Consider the following 25,024-nt stretch of genomic DNA (forward strand, 5'->3'; position numbering starts at 1 on the left):
TTGCCATTGGCGATATAATGACGAATGTTTTGGCACCCGCTGGAATGCTCGGCCTGACGAATCGGTGCAAGTTTGGAGACCGATGGATAGTATCAACGATTCGAAAGGGGTCGTAGGGAGCAAGTCAATTGGGTGCCAAGAAACCCTCTCCCTCGCTGCGCTCGACCTCTCCCAAGGGAGAGGTAATCCACTCCTCCCGCAAGCGGGAGGGGTCGAACGCAGCGAGGGGGAGGGCGCAGAACGCGCGCCCCACTTTTCAAGACGTCTTACTATCGATTCGTCAGGCCACCCGGAAGGCTCGGTGTGGTGCCCAAACCGATAAGTGTCGAATCACATCGTCGATCGACTTAGAGCGTCGATCGATTCAATAAGGGAACTCGATGAGCACCGAAACGTTGTCCATGGAACAAGAAGCGGAAGTCGTCCATCAAATTCGCGAAGGACGCGATCGAATTGCCGCCGAGTTGTCGAAAGCCATTGTCGGCCAAAATGATGTGATCGAACAGTTGTTGATCTGTTTGATGGCCGGCGGTCATTGCTTGATTACCGGAGCCCCAGGGTTAGCCAAGACGTTGCTGGTGCGCAGCGTTGCCAAGATCTTTCACCTGAATTTTCAGCGAATCCAATTCACTCCCGACTTGATGCCCGCTGACATCACGGGAACGGAAATTTTGGAAGATGCCGCCGATGGTCACCGCCGCATGACGTTCGTGAAAGGCCCCATCTTTGCCAATGTGATTTTGGCGGACGAGATCAATCGCACGCCACCCAAGACACAGGCCGCCTTGCTCGAAGCGATGCAGGAACATCAGGTCACCGCAGCCGGGCATCGCTATGAACTTGATGAGCCTTTCTTTGTGCTGGCGACTCAAAACCCGATCGAAATGGAAGGGACCTACCCTTTGCCGGAGGCTCAACTCGACCGGTTCATGTTCAACGTCCTGATTGACTACCTTCCCAGGGACCAAGAATTGGCGGTCGTGATGCAAACCACCTCGGGGCGTTCCGAACCGATCGAGCCGCTTTTTACCGGCGAGGATGTGATGCGGTTCCACGCAGCCGTCCGCCGCGTCCCGATTGCCGAAGAGGTGGGCGCCTATGCGGTCCGACTGGCCTCCTCGACACGGCCCGAACGTGAGGGCACGCCCGATTTTATCAACCACTGGGTTAGCTGGGGGGCCGGACTTCGCGCCGCACAGACGCTGGTGCTTGGCGCAAAAGCGCGAGCCCTGCTGGCCGGCAACGCGCACGTTCGGCACGATGACGTCCGAGCGCTTGCTCATCCTGCCCTTCGACATCGGGTGCTGCTGAGCTACAAGGCCGAAGCCGAGGGTGTCACCATCGAAGATGTCATTGATCAATTGCTGGAAACCGTCTCGACAACCGGAAACGAATGACCCTTATCCCAAGCCCCCAATCGGATGCGTCCACGCCGATGCAGCGTGGTTCGATTGATCCTTCGGCCGTGATGCGAATCAAGAATTTGCAACTTCGCGCTAAAACGATCGTCGAAGGTTTTTTCAATGGCCTGCACCGCAGTCCACTGCACGGATCGTCGGTCGAGTTTACCGAATACCGTCCCTACTCGGTTGGCGATGACCTCCGTGGACTCGATTGGAAGCGGTTTGCACGGAGCGATCGGTACTTCATCAAGAAGTTTGAAGACGAAACAAGCCGCCGCTGCTACTTGGTGGTCGACCAAAGCCAATCGATGGGGTTCGGGTCGCTCGAGTATTCCAAGATCGATTATGCCAGAACCTTGGCTGCGACGTTCGCCTACTTCTTAACGCTGCAGCGAGACAGCGTTGGCGTGTTGACGTTCGACGAACAAGTTGCCGACTACATTCCCGCTCGCCGTCGACCGGGACACTTGCATCAGCTGCTGGGTGTTCTGTCTCGTCCTCTGAGCGGTAAAGGAACGGATATCGATGCTCCGCTGAAACAGATTGCATCCCTGGTGGGCCGACGCGGTTTAGTGATCTTGATCTCCGATTTACTGACACCCGTTGACACGCTGCGGACCAATTTGGCTTACTTGAGATCGCGCGGACATGAGGTCGGCATCCTGCGGATCCTCGACCCCTCGGAGGTCACGTTCCATTTGGATGCACCAAGCATGGTGGTCGATATGGAATCGGGCCGCGAGATGTATCTCGATCCCGATGCGGCTCGCGATGTCTATCAACGGGCGTTTGACGAACACAAACATCAATTGCAACAGGTTTGCGATTCGCTGGCCGTCGATCTGCACATGATGGTAACCGACCAACCGCTCGACGATTCGTTGTTCCATTTGGTCCAATCGCAACAGCGTCGGACGCGTGGTACCGCCCGGTCAGGGATGCTGGCTCGTTCGGCTCGTGGTGCCGTCAACAGCGAACGAGGTGGAAAATGAGTCTGCTTGCGCCCGTTTTCTTTCTCGGTGCGTTGGCAATCGGACTGCCGATCCTGTTTCACCTGATTCGCCAACAACCCAAAGGTTCGGTGTCGTTCAGTTCGTTGATGTTTCTGCGGCCGACACCACCACGCTTGACTCGCCGCAGTCGGTTGGAGAATTGGCCACTGCTTTTGATGCGTGCATTGGCAATCCTACTGCTTGCCGCCGCGTTTGCGCGGCCCTTCTTTCGAACGGCTGACAATGCCGATGTCAAGTCGTTCGGCCGCCGCTTTGTCTTGATGATCGATACCAGTGCTTCGATGCAGCGAGCCGGAATCTGGTCGAGCGCGGTCCGTATCGCGAAGGAATTCATCGAGGAACTTGGGCCTGGGGATCAATTGGCGATCGTCACTTTCGACAACCGCCCCGAACAGGTCTTTCGCTACGACCCATCGCAGAGTCTGACCCCTCCGCAACGGCGGGATGCGGCAATGCAAAGGGTCAACGGACTGAAACCCTCCTGGCGAGCGACGCAGTTGGGCCAAGCCTTGCGGTACAGCGCCGATGTCGTGTTGCAGATGCAAGCCGATGAAGAGGCCGACGCGGAAACCAGTACGGACCCGCTGCCGACGCAAGCGACCTTGGTTCTCGTCAGCGACCTGCAATCGGGCAGCGAGATCGAGAGTTTGCAGTCCTACGGTTGGCCAGAACAAATCAAGGTTGATCTGCGACGGGTTCAACCCACAAAGGCAACGAACGCCTGGGCGCAAGTGTTGTCCGACGTGAACGATCCCGCTGCCAACCGAAAAAGAGACGATGGCGTGGACCGTACGCGAGTGCGTGTGTCGAACTCGGCCGACGCCGGACAATCACAATTTCGCCTCTCATGGCAAACGGACAAACCTTCCGCCGGATCCGAGATTCCCGTTACCGTTCCGCCCGGCCAGTCGCGTGTGCTCATGGTGCCTGCGGCGACACCCGAGACGACGTCTTTGGTTCTTCGCGGCGACGATCATCCGTTCGACAATCAGCGGTTCCTTGCCGCCCCAAAAATCGAACTCGCGCGAGTGCTCTATCTCGGCGACGATTCCGACACAACCGCGCCTCGGGATAGCTTGTTTTACTATTTGAACCGTGTCCCTTTTTCCAACTCGCGGCGTACCGTATCAACCGAGCGAGTCGAGACGTTTCCAACGCTCGAGGCGGATGAGACGCCCCTTCCGTTGGTCGTCGTGAGCAAGCCGGCGACCGAAGCGGAGGCAACCCAGATTCACCGCTATGCCGAACGCGGTGGCAGCGTTTTATTGGTCCTTGCCGATCAGAACGCTCGTTGGGCATCGTCCATCGCTCAAGTCGCCGCGGTGGATCCGATCCAGGTGTCGGAGGCGAAAATCGATGACTATGTGATGCTGTCGTCGATCGCATTTGACCATCCGTTGTTTTTGACGATGTCCGATCCCCAGTTCAACGATTTTTCCAAGATCCGATTTTGGGCTCACCAAACCATCAAAGGGATCCCCGAGTCGGCCAGCGTTTTGGCCACCTTCGACGACGGCGATCCTGCGATTGTCGAGATCGAGGTGGGGCAAGGACGCGTTTGGATTTTGACCGCGGGTTGGCAACCGCGGGTCAGTCAGTTGGCTTTGTCCACGAAGTTTATCCCCTTGATGTTTCAGTTTTTCGAGGCCGGGCGGCGTGGACCGGCAACCCGTCCCTCCTATTTCGTAGGCGATCCCGTTTCCTTCGCCCCCACACCGACCGCAAAAATCGTCAAACCAGACGGTTCGACTTTCGATTTCGCCTCGACATCAACGGCGGAACAGATCGACCGGCCTGGGGTTTATCAATACGTCGATGGCGACGACCGTCACCGGTTTGCCGTCAACCTGGACCCGGCCGAAAGTCAAACCGATCCGATGGACTTCGATTCGCTGCAACGGTTCGGTGTCGTGACAGGCAAGACGACGTCGGTAGCGGAAGCGGAAACCCATGCACGTCAACTACGTGACGTGGAACTCGAAAAAAGCCAAAAGGTTTGGCAATGGCTCATTTTAGCGGCGTTAGCGTTGATTGCCGCCGAAACCCTCTACAGCGGTCGCAGAAAAGGATTGGCTCATGAGTGATGCACTACGCCATCGGATCGACCAAGTCACCGACCGATTTCGCAAACGCTGTTTTGGCTGGTCAGCCGCGGTGATTGCGATGGCCGTTGCTGTGGTCGGCGCAATGCTTTTACCCGCTGCGCGTTCGGGACAAATTTCAGGTTCAAACTCGGCGATCGCCTTGGCCGCCATTGGCATGCTTGGACTCTTGCTGGCCTACGTTTTGTCAAGACGCAGTTATACAAACGAGCGTGGCATTGCCACGCGAATCGAAAATCAGTTTCCCAGCCTGCAGCAGCGCTTGCTAACCGCGGTGACCCTAGCGAACCAAACCGAGCCACTCGGTTTTCTGCAACGGCAAGTCGTTCGCGAAGCCTACGACCACTCTCGAATCTATCGCTGGCCCGACACCGTGCCAAGCGGTCAATTGGTCATGAGCCGGCTGTTAGGTGCCAGTGCGACCGTGATGATGGGGGCCGTGCTCGCGACCCTTTTCATTTCGCAAGGGTTGACCCGCGACGCCGGAGCCAGTTCCAAACGCATCATGCCTCTCAACGTGACCGTCGAACCTGGAAATACGGAAATTGAACGCGGCAGCAGCTTGGTCATTACGGCGCGATTCGAGGGGCTACGGTCCGGCGCTGAACGAGGTTCGAGTGGAAAAGGTCAGAGTAGACAGGGCGATGAGGTCGCTCCAACCGATGGCGAGCTGTTGTTGACCGCAAAGGACGGCACCCAACGGCGGCTAACGATGACTCAAAACTTAAACGATCCGATCTTAGCGGCATTCATCGCTGCGGTGGATGCACCGCTTGATTATCGGATCACCACGCCTGTTTGGACAAGCGACACCTATTCGGTCGATGTCTTCGATTTCCCCGCCGTGCTGAGAAGTGATGCTGATTTGGAGTTTCCTGATTACACGGGGTTGCCCGCGAGGCACATTGAAGACACCGTCCGAGTCGCTGCGGTGGAAGGAACCCAATTGACCTGGACCTGCTTCTTGAACAAGTCGGTTCGCACCGCTGAACTGATTGCAGAAGACGGAGTGACGTTACCTCTGGTAGCAACGGAGGACACGACCAATACGTGGTCGGTGGGGTTCACCATGGATGAAACACGCCGATTCAAGGTGCGGCTGATTGACGATGCTGGCCGCGAAAACAAGTACCCTCCGCAATGGGTTGCTACCGTTTTGCCCAACCAGGCCCCCGAACTCAAACTAAAGCAAGCAGGCGATGCAACGGTGTCGCCGCTCGAAGAGTTTCCGATCGTCGTCGAAACCAGCGATGACTTTGGTGTTCAGCGGGCCGGACTTTCCTATACGTTTGCGGGGCAAAACGAAGAGATCATTTTAAAACGCGATGTCCCGCGCGGCGCGACCGAAACAATCGAACACCTCGTTGAATTCGAAAAGCTGAAAGCAGAACCCGATCAATTGTTTGCCTATCATTTTTGGGCCGAAGATATCGGACCGGATGGACAGCCACGCAGGACACAAAGCGATATGTACTTTGCCGAAGTACGCCCGTTCGAACAAATTTTTCGTGAAGGAGAACCACCACCCAATGGTCCGCCATCGGCGCAGCAAAGCCCCAATGGCCAGGAGGCGGAAGAATTGGCGGAACTTCAAAAAGAAGTCATGAATGCGACTTGGCGAGTGATCCGCGACGAAACCGAGAATCAACTTGGCGAGGGGGCGGGCGAGAGTGTTGCCTTATTGGTCGAGGGACAACGCGAAGCACTCGGATTGCTGGAAGATTTGGCTTCCAAGCTTAGCGATGCCAAATCGATCGCGATCGCCGACAGCATTCGAAGCCAGATGAGTGAGGCGGTTACGCAATTGGAGATTGCGCTGGGGGACAACAAGACTTCACCCTTGCAACAAGCATTGTCAGCAGAACAAGCAAGCTATTCGGGGCTCTTGAAGTTGCGAGCTCGAGAGTTTGAGGTGACGCGTTCTCAAAGACAAAACCAGAGCAGCAGTTCAAGCGCCTCGCAGAAAAGACGCCAACAGCAACTGGATGATCTTGAGTTAGAGCAAAATGAAAATCGTTATGAAACGCAAAACCAGGCCGAAGCGAACGATCCTCAAGAGCAAGCCGAACGCGAGAACCGCCAAATCCTAAGTCGGCTCAAGGAACTGGCTCGCCGACAAGAGGACTTGAACGAGCAATTGGCTCAGCTGCAATCGGCACTCGAGCAAGCCAAGACTCCTGAGCAGAAAGAGCAGGTCCAACGACAGTTGCAACGACTTCGAGAACAGCAACAAGACATGCTGCGGGAAACGGATGAGTTGTCGGAACGGATGCAGCAACCCGAAAATCAAGCAGCGATGCAGCAAGCCAATCAGCAATTGCAAGAAACTCGAGAAAACGTTCGCCAAGCTGCTGAAGCCCTTGAGCAAAACGACGCATCCAAGGCACTCACCTCGGGCAAGCGAGCGGAACGCGAGTTCGAGCAAATGCGAGATGAATTTCGCCGTCAATCCGCTGGTCAATTCAATGATGCGGTTCGACAAATGCGCGATCAGGTTCAGCAGTTGGACGAGAAACAACGTGCCTTGTCAGAGGCCATGACCGAATCGGAACAGCAACCCACGCCGGGACTGCGTGAAGGGGAGAGCCGTCAAGAAATCGAAGCGAAGATCGCGGAACAACGAAAGAGGTTGTCGGAGCTGCAGCAGCAAATGCAGACAACGGTCGAAGAAGCCGAGGACGCCGAGCCGCTATTGGCCGAAAAGTTGTACGATTCGTTCCGACAATCGGAACAGCGGCAAATCGACCGGCGTTTGGGACAAACCAACGAACTGCTGAGACGAGGCTACGCCGCACAAGCTCAAGAGACGGAACAGATGGCCGCAGAAGGGATTGAGGGCCTACGTGAGGATCTTGAAGCCGCAGCCACCGCCGTGCTCGGCGACGAGACCGAAGGGCTCCGGCGGTCGCTCGGAGAATTGGAACAGCTGACCCGAGATTTGGAAAAGGAAATGGAATCCGCACGGTCTTCGCCATCCAATGACCCGTCCAACCCAAATCCTCAATCGAACCAAGCCGACGAGCCCCAGCAAGGGCGTTCACCGCAGCAGGGATCGAGTGGGGAAAGCGGGGAAAGGAGTGAAGACGATTCTCAATCGACCGAGTCGCAGAATGCTGGGCAGTCCCAAGGTGACCCGCGAAGCGAAGGGGATCAGCGCCCCCCGACGACACCTGGAAATGGTCCATCCCAACAACCCGGCGACGGTTCGCAGCCCAGCGATGGGGGCCAACCGACCTCAGAACGACAACAACAGCAACAATCCCAATCGCAACAATCGGGAACGCGTAGCGGGGGGCTAAGCCAGTTCGCGGCCGATAGCCCGAATGAATCGGCCAGTGGATCCCCACTGACCGGTGATGGCTTTCGCGAATGGACGGACCGCTTGCGTGATGTCGAAGAAATGCTTGATTCACCGGAACTTCGTTCGCGTGCAAACCGCATTCGCGATCGGGCGCGTGACGTGCGGGTCGATCTACAACGCAAATCGAAGAATCCTCAATGGGATCTTGTCGACGAAATGATTGCCGAGCCGCTTCGAGAACTTCGCCGTGATGTTCAAGAGGAACTGATGCGTCGTTCTGCGGAAAAGAACTCGCTCGTCCCAATCGATCGCGACCCTGTACCGGACCAGTATTCGGATGCTGTTCGCCGCTATTACGAAAACTTGGGGAGTGGTCGCTAGTGATGATCGCGACGATCGAAATGCTTGCCGATATCTTTTGGGGGTCGGCCGATTGGATGATTCCGGTCATCGGCGTCGCCGTCGTCTTGACCGCGTTAACGATCTGGAACTACTCACGGAATCGACCTGTCGGCGTGGTCGGAATGCTCGCGGCGATTTCCAAAATTCTCGCCATCGCTTTGATCGCGGTTTGTCTACTCGAGCCGATGCAAAATGGGACTCGGCCTCGTCCGAAGTCGAACGTCTTTCCAATCATCGTCGACAACAGTCAAAGCATGCAGTTGAAACCCAATGATGCTTCGGAGAGTCGCGGCGAACGCGCTCAGCGTTTATTGACCAGCGGCAACACCTGGGTCGACCGACTAGAACAAGACTTCGATGTTCGACGTTACTCGTTCGATTCACGTCTGAAGAGCATCTCGTCGGGTTCGTTCGATTTGCCACTCGATGGCTATGCGACGTCACTCTCAGCCAGCATCGAGGCATTGGGGCTTCGATTTGCGTCTCGTCCGGTTGGCGGCGTCTTGCTTTTTACGGACGGCAACGTCACCGACACACCGACGGCCGATTTTGATTGGTCCAAGTTAGGATTTCCCGTCTATCCGGTACTTCCCCGTCGAGAAAGCGACATCCGCGATGTCCGCATTACGGATGTCAGCGTCAGGCAAACGGATTTCGAATCGGCGCCGATGACATTGCGTGTTCAAGTGGAAAGCGTCGCGATGGGAAGCACGCAACTGATCGTCCAACTTCGTGAAATCGGCTCTGGGACGCTGATCGAGGAACAATCGGTTGTCCCCGAGGCGTCGGGACAACCGGTCGAAGTGACGTTTCGATTTCGTCCAAAATCCAGCGGTGTCCTGTTCTATCGCGCCGTTGTCTTTACCGAAGCAGACCGTGAAGCGGTCGAAGCGACGACCGCAACGTCGCTGCCGCGGACAACGACCGAAGCGACGCTTGTCAACAATGAGCGGATCATTACCGTTGATCGAAAATCAGGGCCTTACCGTATTCTGTATGTTGCTGGGCGACCGAATTGGGAGTTCAAATTCCTGCGCCGGGCGCTATCGGAGGATGCAGAAATTCAGTTGGTCGGGTTAATGCGAATCGCTAAGAAAGAGCTCAAGTTTAGTTTTCGCGATCAGGGTGTCTCTCGTAGCAACCCGTTGTTCCAAGGACTGGGGGACGACCAAGAGGAAATCGCTGAGCAGTATGACGAAGCGGTGATGATCCGTTTGGGAGTCAAGGAATCCGAGGAGTTGAGTGATGGTTTTCCTGAAGCTGCCGATGAGCTGTTCGCGTATCAGGCGGTGATTTTGGATGACATTGAGTCCGATTTCTTTTCTCAGGATCAATTGCTGTTGCTGCGGGAGTTCGTCGGATCACGCGGCGGTGGGTTGTTGATGCTCGGCGGTCAAGAGTCCTTCGCCGGAAAAGCGTTTGCAGATAGCCCGCTTGGCGATTTGTCGGCGGTCTACGCGGCGCGCGGTGACAACGAAAGTCGTCCAGGAGCCTACCGTATCGAAATCACTCGCGAGGGGATGCTGCAACCTTGGGTACGACTGCGTGACAAGGAAGAGGCAGAACAGGATCGGCTCAAAGCGATGCCCCCCTTCACGACGCTCAATGCTGTTGGTGATCCGAAACCGGGTGCCTCCACGTTAGCAGTGGTTCCGCTGGCTGGCCGGAAATCGGCGCCGGCACTTGTCACCCAACGTTTTGGCAAAGGACGCACCGCTGCGATGCCGATTGGTGATTTGTGGCGCTGGTCGATGCGACGCAGACAAGATCAACGAGATGACCCGGCGCAAACTTGGCGTCAACTTGCGCATTGGTTGGTCGGTGATGTACCGCGCCGAGTCGAGGCGACCGTGAAGGTCAATCCCGATCCCAGCCAACCCGCCGATGTGATCGTGACCGTGCGAGATGAAGGCTACTTGCCGATGGACAACGCGAAAGTGACGTTGAAGGTCACGCCGCTCGGTGGTGAGGCTTTCGAGATGATTGCTGACGCGGACGATTCGGAGGCTGGCGTCTACAAAGCCAATTACTGGTCAAAGGAACCGCAAGCCTATCGTGTCGATGCGACGGTCAGGGCGGCCGATGGAAGCCGTGTCGGAACGGCTGCGACCGGATGGACCGCTCAGCCGGATGCGGCGGAGTGGAAAGAACTACGAATCCATCGCGAACGGCTCGAACAAATTGCCAGCGACACCGGCGGCGAAGTTGTCAATGACGATCAATTGGACGCGTTTGTCAACGATTTACCTAATCGAAAAATGCCGGTCAACGAAACCTGGGTGTACCCTTTGTGGCATCGCGGTTGGGTCATGATGTTGGCCATGCTCTGTTTGTGTAGCGAGTGGGGACTGCGGCGATGGAAGGGATTAGCATGATACGTTCATTCCGATGGGCTCACTTGGCTTTGGTCCTCTTCCTTTCCGCAGCCAGCGACCTGAGTGGTGCAGATACAACCACACCGGCTGACGTCGAGTTGATTGTCGTTGTCGGTGCCGACGGAACCGACCAGTATGGCGAGCAATTTCGTGATTGGGTTGGCCAATGGACGCAAGTCGCGACCAGGGTGTCCGCCCAGTTGACGACCATCGGCCAAGCCACGCAGGACGACCCCAGCGATCGCCAGCGTCTGAAAGCTGCATTGGAAGCACTGGATCCAAGCTCGGAAATCCCCATCTGGATCGTGCTGATTGGCCATGGAACGTTTGCTGGAAACGAGGCGAAGTTTAACCTACGAGGGCCCGATGTTTCGGCAACGGAGATGGCCGATTGGGTCAAGCGGTTTGATCGTCCCATGGTGATCGTCAACTGCACTTCTTCGAGCGGCCCGTTTATCAACCAATTGTCGGGTCCCAAACGTGTCATCGTGACGGCGACCAAAAGTGGCAGCGAACAAAACTTTGCTCGTTTTGGTCAATACTTTGCTGAGGCGGTCACGTCGGCGGATTCGGACCTGGACCATGATCATGAAGTATCCGTTCATGAAGCCTTTTTACGAGCAAGTGCGGACGTCGAAGCCTTCTATGACTCGGCCGCACGAATCAGCACCGAACATGCTCTGATCGATGATAACGGCGACGGCCTCGGGACCCCTGCGACAAGGTTTCGTGGCGTACGACCCATCCCATCCGCAAACGATAAGGAAAAATTGGATGGAAAAGTCGCGTCGCGAATGACGTTATCGCCCAGCGCCAATGCCTTGCGACTGTCCGCGGAAGCGGCAGAAGAACGAAACCAGATCGAAAACCAGCTTGATCAATTGCGTTTAGCGAAGGAATCGATGTCATTGGATGATTATTTGAGTAAAATCGAACCCTTGATGATTCGATTGGCAATCATCTACCAAGCCGCCGAAGGCGGCACTCACAACCATCTGAGAGAGTGATCCATGAACTACAAATTCGTTCTGGTCGACACAACGACGGGAAAAGACGTCGCCGAATGGATCCTACCGCCGCCCGTCACGGTTGGACGTTGCTCGACGACGGAAGTCACCTTAGGCGACGTTTCGATCAGTCGTCGACATTGCCAGTTTTTCCTCGATCCCTACGGTTCACTGGTCGTGCGTGATCTGGCATCCAAGAACGGCATCTATGTTGACGAGCGTCGCGTTGACAAAGCGGTTGTCATTCCAGGGACGGAAGTTCGTATTGGCAAAGTCACCATGCGAGTGGAATTGACCGATGAGGAAATGGACAGCGGACCGGAACCAGCCGACATTCTCGATCTCGACGAAACGCAACCCATGAAAATAATCGAAATCGACCCCGAGTTTTCCTGAACCTTACTCTTGTTCGACCACTAACTTTTCAACACGATCATCTGCCATCATCAAAAGCTGAGGGATTTCGACGTAGCGGCTGACGTTGAGTAAATCGGGGGCATCACGGTTCGACATCGGAAGATCGCGAAGTTCAAGGTTGCGGATTCCATCCACGAATAGCGATGCGTACAGCGCCCAAACCGCTGACTCACCACGACCGACAAGATCCCGTTGCCCGCCGCCCAGTGACTGAACTTGTGACGCGGCGCGCAAGGCTTGACAAACATCAAAAATCTGCATTCCCGCAACGGTTTGACCAAGCAGCATGAAGCGACGACGAATGTGAATTCGTTCCTTTTCATCGCGCGTCCATTGCGTCGGTCCGACACCGCGTGGAGCTATCATCACGATCGACTTGCCCTGCATCGTCTGCGCCAAGGCCTGCCACGCCTTCGCGTCCGGTGCAGCGGTGACTACCTGATTGGGAAAAACGTGTGCCAAGGCCGGCGCGACTTCGTCCCAACCCTTCGAATCCAACACGCGGACTTCGACCGCTGGCCGTTGAGGCACACGCGGCGGATCAGGCGGGATGGACTCCAGCACATACATCGTTAACCGATACGGCGTCTGCGCCGTGTAGTCGATCGCACGAAGGTGGAAAGCATCCTGGTCCACTTCGGACAGGACTTGGATCTCGACCGGTTCCGATGGCTCAGGCCAACCCCGGAAACACTTCTCGCGTAGGTCGCCCGTCCACCGAGCGAAGGCATCTTGCCGTTCGGCTTTCCCCCGCGGCAACTCATCCATCAAGACCTTTGGCACGAACGTTTCCTGAATCGTTGTCACCACCTCGTCCGCTGGCAGCTCCTCGAAAACTCGAAGCTGCTGTGTTTCGAAAAAGGGTATCGCAGTTGTTTCAATCAGCGATTCATCTTGTTTCAAGTGTCGATTGAACCAACGAAATGCGTGTACTCGTAATTCTTGCGTGTCTTGATGCGGCCCCTCGGTGATCTGCAACCCAAGGTTCGCTTCAGCACCATAAAGTTTGTAGATCTGACGGACCTTTAAGTGGACGTCGACCACACCGTCAAGCGGAAAGATCTCGTCTTTGTCGGTATTCGAAATCAACAAGGGCCGCGGAGCAACGAGGGCCGCCACCATGGGATAGTCCCAGCGATAGGTGTTGACCATGAACATGCAGTCACAATGCCCTTCCACACAGCCATCGACAACATGGTTTTTCAAACTGGTGATGCCCGCAACCGGAACGGCAACCTTGATCCGTTCATCCAAAGCAGCAGCCCACCACGAATAAGCACCGCCACCGCTACGCCCGGTCATGCCAATCCGATCCGGGTCGACCTCGTCACGAGATTGCAAGTAATCGATCGCTCGGATTGAATTCCAAGCCTCGACACCCGCCGGCGTGTACCCACGGTTATTCCACCACCACAGATTGTGCCGGTACGTTCCATGATGCAAGCCTTCGATTTCACCGAGTTGAATCGTGTCGATCATCAAGCAGACGTAGCCATTGCGTGCGAACCAGGCGCCATGATGTTGATAGTGCGTCTTATTACCAAGACTCACCCCGTCCTTCTGTTCGCGACCGTGACCACAAACATACAGAATTGCTGGCAACGACCCACTCCGCTCGGACGGACGATACAGATTTGCGGTCACGTACAGACCAGGCGACGATTGAAAATGGAGTCGCTCAACGACAAACCCCTCCCCTTCAAGAGTGCCCGTGACCACGGGGTGGAGTTCCGTTCGCTCAGGCATGGGAAAGAGGCCCAGCATTTCTTCAAGCTCACGGCGATACCGATCACGTCGGCTTGTCCAATCTTCAAGTGTCTCGATCCCCGCAAACGCGCCGTCGGTCAACTTTGCCGTTTCGCTCGAAAAATACTCGGCAACCAAGCGGTCACCCTGCTCGGTCGACGAAACCGCATCGGTCGCCTGGACGCTTTGTGGTTGCAACAGAACCAACAAAAGGACGAAAACAACGTGACTTCGATACATGCGAGTACTCCCTCTCACCAACGTTGCGATGAACCGTGTCTACCCCATGCGACCCTTTCAGGATCCTTCATTGAGGGGAGTGTTCCCCCGAGACATGCGTGATTTCGATCCAATTCACGGTAGCCCAGCGATTGGAATCGGATTCACCTTGATAGAACTGCAAACTAACGTAGGGCGTTTCCGGCGCATCGATCTTGGGTAACGTGCAGTGCCCCGCTTCGACCCAATTCGTCGAACCGAGCCGTCGATAGTCGCCATGGATCTCGTTGCCATGGACCGAGAGCCGAAGTTGGACAGCAGGGTCCGCGTAGGGAATGATCGCCAGTGTCTTGGTCTTGTCCCTTTCCTCGCGGCCCATGACGATATTGGTTTCGCCGTGCTCAATTTCGAGTCCGATTTTCACCATCGCACGGTCGCTGTAATACCAAACCAAATCCGCTTGTTCCCAGCGTTTCTCGGGCTTGTGCGATAACTCGGCACAGACCTGGACCGCGTCATCCCAACCATCGGGGACGCGTCGCAACAGGACATTCTTGGCATCGTTCGCGCCACCCCACATGTTCCCCGGTTCGATCAAGACCTTCAATCCCTCGTCCGAGACACGCCACCCGGCCTTGTTCTCTCGAAGCCATTGCCAATCGCTCCCCAAAGCATCACGAAAATCATCTCGAAAGGTTGCGTCGGACCGATCCGCAGGCGACATCGCCGCGGCCGGCTGGCCCAGAGGCGCGGCCGGCTGGCCCAAGAGCGCGGTCGGCTGGCCCACAAGGTGGGTTGCGACCACAAAACGGATCGCCGCCAATAGCAAGAAACGCTGAATCATCGGAATCCCCACCTTACAAGCGGCGCATGATATCGTTGGCAAAGACAACCACCATCAGCAACAAGATCGTTAACACACCGGCCATGGTCAGCCGCATCTCAAGTTGCTCATCCAACTTTTTGCCACGAATGGCCTCGGCAATCAAAAACACCATGTGTCCTCCATCGAGTGCAGGAATCGGCAAAAAATTCAAGATTGCCAAGTTCATGCTCAACATCGTCAAGAACAACAATTGTGGTGAAATGCCTCGCTCGGCTTGGTTCTTGGCCATGTTCACAATTTCAAGCGGCCCACCCACATGGCGCATTTTTACGCGTCCTTTGGGGATCATTTGCAAGAAGCGAAAAACGTCAGCCAAACGTCGCTTGCCTTCACGGAATCCAAGCGACAAAGCGCTCGCAAACGAGTCTGCGGTTTGCGTCGCCTCGACCGCTGTCAGTGCCAAGCCACGTTCGGGCCAAACTCGATCATCTTGCTGGACCGTTGCAACCGATTCAATCACTCGACCCCGTGGAGACCGAGTTGCAAAGACTCGCAGAGGTGTTCCTTCGGGCAACAATTGAATCGTTTCAACCAGAGCTCCCAAAGGCATCGGACCATCGGCTTTCCAACCCTCACGTAATTGTTCGAGGATCGGCGCGAATCGATCGTCCTTCAATGGCTTCGGCAATTCAGCGTCGCTGAGGATCAGCCGAACCTCTTTGATCTCGTCACCCGGTTCCAATTCGGTATCGGAGGAGCCACTCCCCTTGGACAACAAATTGGGCATCACCGTAGCGACCGTCGCACGCGGTGAATACGAGAAACCAAAGCGGTTGATCGCTATCTGTCCATCAATCCCGGACGTCGTTGACAACGTCTGCGGTGATGACTCAGCCGTCAATTCGACATCGATCGTTCTGCTCTGTTCACCCTGACCGCGACGCAGTTGCAACGATACAGGACCCTCCGACGCGAACAGCATCAACGGCAAGCCGTAAGCATCGATGTCGGTATTGCCGTTTACGGCGACGATCACATCGCCCACCTGGATACCGGCCTTCGCTGCGGCACCCTCTTCGACCAAAGCGGTGATCGGGCTGATGGCGTAACGAAAACCGATCGATTTGGCTTGCTGAGGCGGCAATTCGACGGTATGCGTTGTGTTATCGGCACGTTCAAGCGTTAACGAAATCGTCTTGTCAGGATGCGAATACAAGTAGTCAAAGAACGGAGTCGATGGAACGATCGAATTGGGACGGACTTCGTTTCCATCGTAGGCAATGATGCTTGCACCACCATCGGCTTCGCTCAGCACGCCATCAGCAACACTGCCCGGCAACGCGGGCGTTTCGCTGCTGAGTTTTAGAGAGGTCGGGTTGGTAATCCCAATCATTCGCAAATCCGAATCCACCGGATGCGGATCGGTTTTCAATTTGTATTGACGGATCCCATCGTCGTAGCGAATCGCGACGTCGATCGGTTTGTCGGGGTACTCGAGACCTTCGCTAACGATCGCGACCCGCATCTCACGAAAATGCATCTGATCATCGCTAAGTTCGCCGACCGAAATCACCTGCCCCCCCGGTTCAATCCCCGCACGCCAAGCGGGACCACCTGGGCTCACTCCGCCGATGATCGCGGGATTGTAGGAGACGCCATAGCCAAACGCGATCGCAGCGAACAACACACCGGTCACCAAATTCATCACGACACCGGCACTGATGATGATCATCCGCTGCCAAACCGGTTTTGCGGGATAGCTACGTGGATCAAGCCGTTCCACCTCTTCTTCGCCGTCGCCCGCCTCTCCACCCGATCGGATTCGCTTCGCTTCCTGTTCGGCTTTGCGCGGATCGTCATCTTGGCCGAGCATTTTGACGTAACCTCCAAACGGCAGAATCCCAATCCCGTACTCGGTTTCGCCATATTGGAATTTGCCGAGCGTCCGAGGAAATTTGATGGGCCCGATTTTGATCGGCACGTCAAAGCCCACGTAAAACTTCTCGCATTTGACGCCAAAGGTCTTCGCCGCCAAGAAATGCCCCAGCTCGTGGACAAAAATCACCAAGCCAATGCCTAATGCGACCTGCCCCCACAACAAAATTTGCGTGAGCAATGCCGACACGAAGCCGGTCTCTTCGGTGGCGCCAAGCGGCAACGATTGGGAAATGAAGTCGAGGAACATAAGGGCGTCTGTATTGGAATTCATATGAAAGTGTCTGGTTTCATTCTCCCGACCTGCGGAGCGGTCGGTCGACGTTGGCCTGCTTGGCAACCTCTTTACGCGCCCAACGGTCGAGCCGAAGGAGCGTTTCAAGCGTCGGATTTGGCTCGAACGAGTGGTTTTCTAGACAGGTGCGGCAAGTTGGCACGATGTCAGTAAAGCGAATTTTGCCTTCCAGGAATAGGCCGACCGCCGATTCGTTGGCCGCATTGACCACCGCTCCGGCCGTTCCACCCGCCGCAGCGACTTCGAAACCGAGGTCCAATGCCGGGAATCGTTCGCGATCCGCCGGTTCGAGGGTCAGATCCCAACGTTGTTCGCGGTCGAGCGGCGGAACTTGGCAGGCCAATCGCCGTGGATACGTCAAGGCATACTGGATAGGTAAACGCATGTCCGGTGGACTCAGTTGGGCGATCACCGATCCATCCTCGAATTCTACCATCGAATGAATAATGGATTGCGGATGCACGACCACCTCGATCGATTCGGCAGGCAAATCGAACAACCAACGGGCTTCGATCACCTCCAAAGCCTTGTTCATCATCGTTGCCGAATCGATGGTGATCTTTGGCCCCATGTCCCAGGTGGGATGATCGAGGGCCGAATCCGGCGTCGCCTGATCCATCTGCGCGGCCGACCAACTTCGAAACGGCCCCCCGCTGGCGGTGAGGATCAATTTTCTCGGTTTGCAGGACTTTTCACCCAAGCACTGAAAAATGGCCGAGTGTTCGCTATCGATCGGCAGCAATTCCGCGCCACTCTGCATCAACGTTGCATTCACCAGCGAACCGCCCACGACCATCGTTTCCTTATTCGCCAACGCAACCCGCTTGCCCGATTCAACGGCCGCCAAAGTGCTTTCCAAGCCCGCACGGCCCACGATCGCAGCGACCACGATGTCCACCTCGGGATCACTCGCTACCTCGACCAACGCGTCGGGACCCGTGCAAATTTGCATCGCCGCCGTCGCATGGCGTGACCGGAAATGGATGGCCGATTCGGGGTCCGACAACACGACACGCCGCGGCGGACGATGAAGACCATCAAGTAATTTTGCAAGCAAATCGAGATTGGCGTGACCCGACGCCGCCCACAAATTCCATTGGTTCGCCCCGTCGATACGATCAAGATGCTGCAGAACGTCCAGCGTGGCGGTGCCGATGCTGCCGGTTGCCCCCAAAACAGCAACGTTTTGTGTCGCCATGTCTCGATTTGCTTCGCTAGGCGGCATGGGCTTCGGCAGAACCATTTTGATGAAAAGTGTGTAACAACGGCACAGCCGGTCTTAACGTTACGACCCGCTCAGGAAAAGAGTTCCCACAAGATAGACTTGTCGGCGAGCATAGGCAATCAAACAATGCCTAACGAGACTGGGGTGGCAGCCCTGGCAGCCGGCTCTCAGTCGATTCGATTCACGGTCACCGTTTCAGCGGACCACCGTCATTCTTCCCTTGGAAACCCAATGAGCGACGAAAAGCGACGAAAACCCACTAGCAACGAAACACGTGGTGGCGGAAACATGTGGTTCGTGCTCGCCGCAATCATCTCAGCAGTCTTGATCAGCGCATTTTGGTTCGGAAATACCGAGCAACGACTCCGTTACCCCGATCTGCTGGCACTGCTGAAAGAGCAGTCCCGCTCGCTTGCGACCGAGCAGCCGCAAGGGGACCCGAATGTGAACCGCGAGAGTGCGGCGACCGAGGATGCGGAAGCCGAAACCGACGATGGCGTGATCGTGGTTCCGTCGATTGCCGATTCGTCGCGCCAGATCGAGTACAGCAATCCGCAAGACATCCTGGTCGCCGAGGACATGATCACCGGCACCGTGCTCTACCGCGAACTCAAAAAACAAGGCGACTTATCAGCCTCGCCGCGGACACGTGTGAAGTTCGAGACCATCCGGACGATGCGGAACGAAGCCGAAGACGCTCAATTGGCCGAATTGCTCGAGTCGTCGGGCGTCGTTTGGGACAATGACCGACCGAGTCGTTTTTTTGAAGACCATTGGCCAGAACTGCTGATGATCGGTGTCTTGGTGATGTTGGGCATCATGATGCTGCGGCGAATGGGTGGCGTCGGTTCGCCGATGTCGTTTTCTCGCAGCCGAGGCAAGCTTTACGGTCAAGAGGATTTGCCGGTCACGTTCGGAGACGTTGCCGGGATCGAAGAAGCGATCGATGAGGTCCGCGAGGTGGTCGATTTTTTAAAGAACAGCGAAAAGTACCAAGCGCTCGGCGGTCGGATTCCCAAGGGAGTCCTGTTGGTTGGCCCTCCAGGAACCGGTAAGACATTGCTCGCCAAAGCGATCGCGGGCGAAGCGGGGGTTCCGTTCTTTAGTCTGTCCGGCAGCGATTTTGTTGAGATGTTTGTCGGCGTTGGAGCGGCTCGTGTGCGCGACATGTTCCAACAAGCAACCAGCCGTGCGCCGTGCATTATCTTTATCGATGAGCTCGACGCATTAGGGAAGAGTCGCAGCGGCAGCGTCGTCGGCGGCCACGACGAACGCGAACAAACCCTCAACGCATTGTTGGTGGAAATGGACGGTTTCGATTCGAATTCGGGCGTGATGATTGTTGCGGCAACCAATCGACCCGAAACACTCGACCCGGCGCTGTTGCGTCCTGGACGTTTCGATCGACATGTCTTGGTCGATCGGCCTGATGTTGGCGGCCGTGAAGAAATCTTGAAGGTTCATGTCAAGAATGTTCGTTTGGACGATTCCGTGACGCTGAGGGATATCGCGTCGATTACACCTGGATTCGTCGGAGCCGATCTGGCCAACCTCGTGAATGAAGCGGCGTTGTTGGCTGCCCGTGCGAATCTCCAAACCGTGGGCATTGAGCAATTCAACGAAGCCGTCGAACGCGTGACCGCGGGCTTGGAGAAAAAGAACCGGGTGATGAACGAGGATGAAAAGATCCGCGTTGCTTATCACGAATCGGGCCACGCGGTCGTTGCCGCAGCGTTACCCAACACCGATCCGGTCCACAAGGTTAGCATTATTCCACGAGGCTTAGCCGCTCTGGGATACACCATGCAGCGACCAGAGTCCGAGCGTTATTTGATGACCAAGGCCGAGTTGGAAAGCAACATGAAGGTGCTGCTCGCGGGAACCTTGACCGAAGAAATGATTTTCCAAGACATCAGCACGGGAGCTCAGAACGACCTGGAACGTTGTACCGAAATCGCCCGCAGCATGGTGATGGATTACGGAATGAGCCGACTCGGACGAATCAATTTTCGGCGCAGCTCACGATCCCCCTTCTTAGCCGGTGGTGGAGGCGATGGGTTTCAAATGATGCACAGTGATGAAATGGCAAAAATGATCGACAAGGAAGTGGCCAGAATCATCGAAGACGCCTTGGTGCAAACCCGCGAGATCTTAGAGCAGCGTCGTGATGTCCTCGAAGCGGTGACCCAGAAGCTCTTGGATGTTGAAGCCATCGATAGCGACGAGCTGATGCGGTTGATTAAAGAGCATTCGCGGGGCCCGTGGTTGGTTCCTGGAACCGTCACCGCGAAACCACGAGCGGTGATCGCACCCGACACCAGCGCAACGGACGCTGCTGAGGGAACGTAGCACAACCTCTGCTTCCGTTTGCCGCTTGCGAAGTTCGCGAGCGTCTTCGAGGGGGTTTCGTTTGGTCATGCTTGGTTCGTTTGTGGGTAGACAGGTATTGGGTTCAACCCTCTCCCTCGCTGCGCTCGACCTCTCCCAAATGGGAGAGGTAAACAACCCCTGCCCGCGCAGCGGGAGGGGGCGAATGCAGCGATGGGGTTTCGTTTGGTCATGCTTGGTTCGTTTGTGGGTAGACAGGTATTGGGTTCAACCCTCTCCCTCGCTGCGCTCGACCTCTCCCAAATGGGAGAGGTAAACAACCCCTGCCCGCGCAGCGGGAGGGGTCGAGCGCAGCGAGGGGGAGGGCCCAGAGGGAGCCGCCGCCGGGAACTCTCAGCAATCTTCCCCGCGCGCGCGTGCGAGAACCGTGACAGACCACGCGTGAATCGAACGCAAGGGTTCCGCTTCATCGCAACGTGGAACGAAAAGACGCACCGCGTTGCGTCCGAGTTGGGTCAAGTCGACCGAGCCGTTCGATCGCCATTCGTGCTCGTCCGTCCAATCATACGTTTTCCCTTTGGCTTGGAACCGGAACTGGTTCTCCTCCGGCAGTAGCTTGCGGTCTTTCGGATCGCCATAGATCACGGGCTGGATCCCGATTCGTTTGGCCGCCTCGATCGCAATGGCAACACCGTAGGGCTCATTGTCCCAGCGACCCAAGTGCGGTCGAAACGTTCGCTTGCTTAATCGCTGCGATAACGAGGTGTGTGAAAAGCAGACGACGGGATATCGCTTGTCACTCGCGATCGTGTTAGCGACAAGCATTCCGCTACGAGCGATTCTCCTAAGCGTGTCGAACGCCGTTCGCTCCGTCAAAGAAGCGTTGCCGATCAGCAGATCGTCTTGGTACTGGTGCTCCGTTTCCCCCGGCCAAGCTCCGGAGCAGCCGCGCGTGCAGTGAATCAACCAGCCGTCGGAGTCATGAATCCAACGATCATCGGAATCCACTCTTACACCCTGACTTCTCGGAGCCGCCTTGGCACTTCGGTCGTCTTGATCCTCACTCGCGAAGTACCACCCAATGGCTCCCGCAGCAATCAGTTCCGTCGCCGCCGTCTTGTAATCTGGCATGACCGCCACACGCGTCGACGACGCAGGGGCCGCTTGGATTCTTGCACGCAGACAACTTGCAATCGATCCACGTTGGCGGACATAAATCCCATCGACGAAATCCGCCAACGCGATCACCCAGGCGTCTCGCGTCCAGGCCGATCGAGCCGTGGCTTGAACCTCGCAAACGGAGTCCTCGGTGTCGGTTGCCAATGGAGGTGGTTTGTTCACCCAGATGCGGACGCAGGGCACCTTGAAAATCGCGGCAGCGCGGAGCGCCAAGGGCTCGATGGCCGACCCCGCCGCGACCAGCAAGCGGGCTTCTTTGCGGCGCAGCTCATCGATCCGTCGAGCGAGAAATCGACTGACTTCGCGGTGCAGCTTCATGTCGTGTCCCAGCCGGCTGCTGACCGGTGCGACAAGAGGCCGCGGGTCGGCGAGCCAATCACTTGAGGAAAACGCAACCGTGCTGATCGACTCCCTTGTGAAGGCCTGAAGTCGCTTGAGCCGTCGTTCTTGGTTGATGCTCGATTGATCGGTCACCGTGAATCCCAGCGATTTTGGGCTCGCAACGTAAAACCTCTGTCTAACTTAGTGTATCGCGATTCCAGCAGTCTTGCCGAACACCGCCTCCCGTGGTGACAATGGGCAGCCTGCGACGTTTGCGTTGGCCTGTATTTTCTTCTGTCCGAGGACGCCCCCACGATGATGAGTCGAACTGATTACCGACCGCGGCAGCATCGATTTGCTAAGTTTTCAATCAGCCTGGTCCTTTGCATGCTGTCCTCAGTCACGACACCCTTGGTGACCGCTGAGGAACCGGCTGCCGTAGCGGCAAAGGTGGCCGAGGCGGACGCAGTGGTTCCCGTTTGGCCAACGGATCCTCCGGCCTGGAACGCTCCGACGATGGCTGAACAGGATACCAGTGGCCCGGATGGTCGCAACGTTGCGGGAAAATCGGTCATTCGGCTCGGGTATGTGACAAGCCCCGAACTCCACATCTATCGAGCAAAGGCGGGTGTCCAATCGGACACCGCCGTCGTGGTTTGCCCCGGTGGGGGCTATTCCATTTTGGCTTGGGACCTCGAAGGAACCGAGATTGCTGAACTGCTGCAAGAAATGGGCGTCACCGCGGTCGTGTTGAAGTATCGCGTTCCGTCGCGGGGCGAAGCCGAATCATGGAAACCAGCCGTCCAAGATATCCAACGAGCGATCAGCTTAGTGCGTGCAGGAGCCATTCCAGAAGTCAAGGTTTCCAAAGTCGGCGTGCTCGGCTTTTCAGCTGGCGGAAACGCGTCCGCTCGGGCTGCTACCGCGACCCAGCGGCACTACGACTCGGTCGATTCTCACGACCAGCAGAACTATCTGCCCGATTTTGCCGTTCTGGTCTATCCTGCTTGGCTGGTGGAGAAAGACAATCCGACCCAATTGATTGATGGCATCACGGTCAGCGACCAGACGCCGCCAATGTTCTTTGCCCATGCTCGCAACGATGGGATCAGTTGCTTGAACAGCATCACGTTGTTTACGGAATTGCAGAAGCGAGACAAACCAGCGTCGCTGCATGTGTTTTCAGGCGGTGGTCACGGCTTCGGAGCTCGCCCGAACGATCAAGAAACCGATGCTTGGCCTGAATTGTTAGAATTGTGGATGCGTGAGCAGGAGTGGCTAGGGAAGTGAGTGCTAGTAGTAACACCGTCATGATGGAAATTGGCGACGCGCCGATCAAGCTTGACCAGGAGTGGGCCAATGCGCTGACCCATGGCGTTGCAACGATCGTTTCGATTGTTGCTGCCACCCTATTGATCGGCCGAGCCGCCACCGTTGATGCCGGATTGTCCATCGCATGTGCGGCCTACATGGCCGGAGTGATCGGCACGTTTGCCTGTTCGACACTGTCTCATTTGATCCTTCGTCAACCGATGCTCGATACGCTTCGCGCATGGGATCAGGCGATGATCTACACCATGATTTCAGGAACGTACACCCCCATCGTGTATGCCTGTGCCCCCGACACCGTACGAACCCCATTGCTGGTCGCGATCTGGGTCACCGCCGCAGTCGGCTTTTTGGGAAAAATCTTCCTGCGGCATCGCATCAATTCAATCAGCACCGCGTCCTATCTGCTATTGGGTTGGTTGCCATCGATCCCGTTGATCGGGCAAATCCCCTCCTCACTGATCACCGCGATGTTTATCGGCGGATTGCTCTACTCCTTCGGAGTGGTGTTGTTGATCAATGACAGTCGCTTGCGTTACCTGCACGCCCTTTGGCATGTCAGCGTGATGCTGGCCGCGTCCTGTCATTTCCTAGGGATCTACTGGTTCTTGTTGGGGTAAGGCCGAACGATGCCGATCCCATAGAGCATCGAGATTTTCGGCAAGTGCCGATGCGTCACCCACCAACAGCCAATAACGATAGCGGTAGCTCGCTGCGGGTCCCAAGTTCGCTCGATCGATCGGAGCGATCAAGGTGGCGAGCAAGCGGTAACGTTGAGGCATGGTCATCAGGATCCGAAAAAAGGTGAACTCAGCATCGACTCGATCGATCACTTACCGTCGTTCCGCGTTGATGCTGCCGAACCAAGATCATCGTCGTCAACGCGATGGCTGCAAGAGCGCTTTGCGGGGTCCAACACAGAAAGATCCCTTTCAGCACCTTGTCGAACTCCATGCCCAGCCCATGTCCGACGGCAATGGCGACCGCAATCAGCGTGAAGGCAGCTGGCGTGATGATGGCGACTCGGCGTTGCCATGACAAACGACGTGGCAACATCGCAATGGCCACCAAACAGATCGGTCCAAGGACGTAAATGGCAACGAGGGTCTCGGGATGAATGGCCAACTTGCTCGCGACCGCTGCGAACACCGCAGCGAGGGTCGTGGCGACCATCAATCCAAACAGACTGAACTGCACCGGTTGCTGCATCGGGTTTGACTCTTCGGCATCCAGTGCTTCGACCAAACGATTGAGCCGATCATGCTTCGACACTGCGAGGAGCCCCAAGACCATTCCCAAGGCGGCAGCGACCAAAATATTGAGCCCCATCGCAGCATAGTCGGCAAACAGCCCACCATAGGTCCGGCCGCCTTCCCAAATCACAAAAGGAAACCCAATCGCTTCGGCATTTGATTTCGGCTTGCCAATCAGGCTACTCCAATCACTCGAACGGACGAAGTATGACAATGCATTGACCGTCGCCATGATCAACATGCCGACCGCTGTAGCTCGCAGGAACCAGCGCACCCGCGTACCGGTCAGCGGGGTTGTTGAAGCGGCGGTGTCGTGATCATTCAAACGCAATTATCCTGACGTCAAAC

General features: G+C 56.3%; 17 protein-coding genes. 10 read left to right on the forward strand and 7 right to left on the reverse strand.

Annotation, left to right across the window (positions count from 1 at the left end; translation table 11 throughout):
• Nucleotides 1–380 precede the first annotated feature (380 nt).
• Genes Poly41_RS09210 through Poly41_RS09240 form a run of 7 tightly spaced genes read left to right on the forward strand, consistent with a single transcriptional unit; the run spans nucleotide 381 to nucleotide 11,999 of the window.
• On the forward strand, nucleotides 381–1,397 hold the full coding sequence (locus Poly41_RS09210) for an AAA family ATPase (protein WP_146525591.1): 1,017 nt from the start codon (nucleotides 381–383) through the stop codon (nucleotides 1,395–1,397).
• Nucleotides 1,394–2,395 carry a DUF58 domain-containing protein gene (locus Poly41_RS09215; protein ID WP_146525593.1) on the forward strand — a complete coding sequence of 334 codons (1,002 nt, stop codon included), beginning with the start codon at nucleotides 1,394–1,396 and terminating at the stop codon, nucleotides 2,393–2,395. Before Poly41_RS09210 ends, Poly41_RS09215 begins: the two co-directional genes overlap by 4 nt.
• Complete coding sequence (locus tag Poly41_RS09220; RefSeq protein WP_146525594.1) at nucleotides 2,392–4,500, forward strand: BatA domain-containing protein; 2,109 nt, start codon at nucleotides 2,392–2,394, stop codon at nucleotides 4,498–4,500. Before Poly41_RS09215 ends, Poly41_RS09220 begins: the two co-directional genes overlap by 4 nt.
• Nucleotides 4,493–8,200 (forward strand): DUF4175 family protein, encoded by a 3,708-nt coding sequence (locus tag Poly41_RS09225; protein ID WP_146525595.1) that lies wholly within the window; start codon nucleotides 4,493–4,495, stop codon nucleotides 8,198–8,200. The genes Poly41_RS09220 and Poly41_RS09225 overlap by 8 nt, the downstream gene beginning before the upstream one ends.
• Before the next feature lie 2 nt (nucleotides 8,201–8,202).
• Nucleotides 8,203–10,596 carry a glutamine amidotransferase gene (locus Poly41_RS09230; protein ID WP_146525596.1) on the forward strand — a complete coding sequence of 798 codons (2,394 nt, stop codon included), beginning with the start codon at nucleotides 8,203–8,205 and terminating at the stop codon, nucleotides 10,594–10,596.
• Nucleotides 10,593–11,603, forward strand: a complete 1,011-nt coding sequence (locus Poly41_RS09235) for a hypothetical protein (RefSeq protein ID WP_146525597.1) — start codon at nucleotides 10,593–10,595, stop codon at nucleotides 11,601–11,603. The genes Poly41_RS09230 and Poly41_RS09235 overlap by 4 nt, the downstream gene beginning before the upstream one ends.
• Nucleotides 11,604–11,606: 3 nt before the next feature.
• On the forward strand, nucleotides 11,607–11,999 hold the full coding sequence (locus Poly41_RS09240; protein ID WP_146525598.1) for an FHA domain-containing protein: 393 nt from the start codon (nucleotides 11,607–11,609) through the stop codon (nucleotides 11,997–11,999).
• 3 nt (nucleotides 12,000–12,002) lie between these two features.
• Here Poly41_RS09240 and Poly41_RS09245 read toward each other — a convergent pair whose 3' ends face one another.
• The 4 genes from Poly41_RS09245 to dxr form a co-directional block, all read right to left on the reverse strand.
• A complete protein-coding gene (locus tag Poly41_RS09245) occupies nucleotides 12,003–14,006 on the reverse strand; it encodes an alpha/beta hydrolase family protein (RefSeq protein ID WP_146525599.1) in 2,004 nt (667 codons plus the stop codon).
• 67 nt (nucleotides 14,007–14,073) lie between these two features.
• Nucleotides 14,074–14,829 (reverse strand): beta-xylosidase family glycoside hydrolase, encoded by a 756-nt coding sequence (locus Poly41_RS09250; protein ID WP_146525601.1) that lies wholly within the window; start codon nucleotides 14,827–14,829, stop codon nucleotides 14,074–14,076.
• A gap of 13 nt (nucleotides 14,830–14,842) precedes the next feature.
• On the reverse strand, nucleotides 14,843–16,996 hold the full coding sequence (locus tag Poly41_RS09255; RefSeq protein WP_146525821.1) for a site-2 protease family protein: 2,154 nt from the start codon (nucleotides 16,994–16,996) through the stop codon (nucleotides 14,843–14,845).
• 40 nt (nucleotides 16,997–17,036) lie between these two features.
• Complete coding sequence (dxr, locus tag Poly41_RS09260; RefSeq protein ID WP_146525823.1) at nucleotides 17,037–18,239, reverse strand: 1-deoxy-D-xylulose-5-phosphate reductoisomerase; 1,203 nt, start codon at nucleotides 18,237–18,239, stop codon at nucleotides 17,037–17,039.
• Between the two features lie 258 nt (nucleotides 18,240–18,497).
• Between dxr and ftsH the strand changes: the two genes are divergently transcribed.
• The gene (gene ftsH, locus Poly41_RS09265) at nucleotides 18,498–20,615 is read left to right on the forward strand and encodes an ATP-dependent zinc metalloprotease FtsH (protein ID WP_146525603.1); all 2,118 of its coding nucleotides are present in this window, start codon (nucleotides 18,498–18,500) and stop codon (nucleotides 20,613–20,615) included.
• 372 nt (nucleotides 20,616–20,987) lie between these two features.
• On the opposite strand, the gene Poly41_RS09270 is transcribed toward ftsH, so the two are convergent.
• The gene (locus Poly41_RS09270) at nucleotides 20,988–22,247 is read right to left on the reverse strand and encodes a hypothetical protein (protein WP_146525605.1); all 1,260 of its coding nucleotides are present in this window, start codon (nucleotides 22,245–22,247) and stop codon (nucleotides 20,988–20,990) included.
• 162 nt (nucleotides 22,248–22,409) lie between these two features.
• Between Poly41_RS09270 and Poly41_RS09275 the strand changes: the two genes are divergently transcribed.
• Together Poly41_RS09275 and trhA are read left to right on the forward strand one after the other, a co-directional pair.
• Nucleotides 22,410–23,384, forward strand: coding sequence for an alpha/beta hydrolase (locus Poly41_RS09275; RefSeq protein WP_146525607.1), 975 nt, complete (start codon nucleotides 22,410–22,412; stop codon nucleotides 23,382–23,384).
• Entirely contained in the window at nucleotides 23,381–24,043 is a 663-nt protein-coding gene (gene trhA / locus Poly41_RS09280) for a PAQR family membrane homeostasis protein TrhA (protein WP_231615532.1), read from the forward strand. The genes Poly41_RS09275 and trhA overlap by 4 nt, the downstream gene beginning before the upstream one ends.
• Here trhA and Poly41_RS09285 read toward each other — a convergent pair.
• Nucleotides 24,014–24,256, reverse strand: a complete 243-nt coding sequence (locus Poly41_RS09285; RefSeq protein WP_146525609.1) for a hypothetical protein — start codon at nucleotides 24,254–24,256, stop codon at nucleotides 24,014–24,016. The genes trhA and Poly41_RS09285 overlap by 30 nt on opposite strands.
• A complete protein-coding gene (locus Poly41_RS09290) occupies nucleotides 24,234–25,001 on the reverse strand; it encodes a hypothetical protein (protein WP_146525611.1) in 768 nt (255 codons plus the stop codon). The genes Poly41_RS09285 and Poly41_RS09290 overlap by 23 nt, the downstream gene beginning before the upstream one ends.
• Between the last annotated feature and the right edge of the window lie 23 nt (nucleotides 25,002–25,024).

The organism is Novipirellula artificiosorum, from assembly GCF_007860135.1.
GTDB lineage: Bacteria > Planctomycetota > Planctomycetia > Pirellulales > Pirellulaceae > Novipirellula_A > Novipirellula_A artificiosorum.

What these genes read in the sequence shown, in the direction of transcription:
- Poly41_RS09210 (WP_146525591.1), top strand. Translation starts at nt 381, where the DNA reads ATGAGCACCGAAACGTTGTCCATGGAACAAGAAGCGGAAGTCGTCCAT.
- Poly41_RS09255 (WP_146525821.1), bottom strand. Translation starts at nt 16,996, where the DNA reads ATGTTCCTCGACTTCATTTCCCAATCGTTGCCGCTTGGCGCCACCGAA.
- Poly41_RS09250 (WP_146525601.1), bottom strand. Translation starts at nt 14,829, where the DNA reads ATGATTCAGCGTTTCTTGCTATTGGCGGCGATCCGTTTTGTGGTCGCA.
- Poly41_RS09240 (WP_146525598.1), top strand. Translation starts at nt 11,607, where the DNA reads ATGAACTACAAATTCGTTCTGGTCGACACAACGACGGGAAAAGACGTC.
- ftsH (WP_146525603.1), top strand. Translation starts at nt 18,498, where the DNA reads ATGAGCGACGAAAAGCGACGAAAACCCACTAGCAACGAAACACGTGGT.
- Poly41_RS09215 (WP_146525593.1), top strand. Translation starts at nt 1,394, where the DNA reads ATGACCCTTATCCCAAGCCCCCAATCGGATGCGTCCACGCCGATGCAG.
- dxr (WP_146525823.1), bottom strand. Translation starts at nt 18,239, where the DNA reads ATGGCGACACAAAACGTTGCTGTTTTGGGGGCAACCGGCAGCATCGGC.
- Poly41_RS09230 (WP_146525596.1), top strand. Translation starts at nt 8,203, where the DNA reads ATGATCGCGACGATCGAAATGCTTGCCGATATCTTTTGGGGGTCGGCC.
- Poly41_RS09245 (WP_146525599.1), bottom strand. Translation starts at nt 14,006, where the DNA reads ATGTATCGAAGTCACGTTGTTTTCGTCCTTTTGTTGGTTCTGTTGCAA.
- Poly41_RS09220 (WP_146525594.1), top strand. Translation starts at nt 2,392, where the DNA reads ATGAGTCTGCTTGCGCCCGTTTTCTTTCTCGGTGCGTTGGCAATCGGA.
- Poly41_RS09235 (WP_146525597.1), top strand. Translation starts at nt 10,593, where the DNA reads ATGATACGTTCATTCCGATGGGCTCACTTGGCTTTGGTCCTCTTCCTT.
- Poly41_RS09225 (WP_146525595.1), top strand. Translation starts at nt 4,493, where the DNA reads ATGAGTGATGCACTACGCCATCGGATCGACCAAGTCACCGACCGATTT.
- Poly41_RS09275 (WP_146525607.1), top strand. Translation starts at nt 22,410, where the DNA reads ATGATGAGTCGAACTGATTACCGACCGCGGCAGCATCGATTTGCTAAG.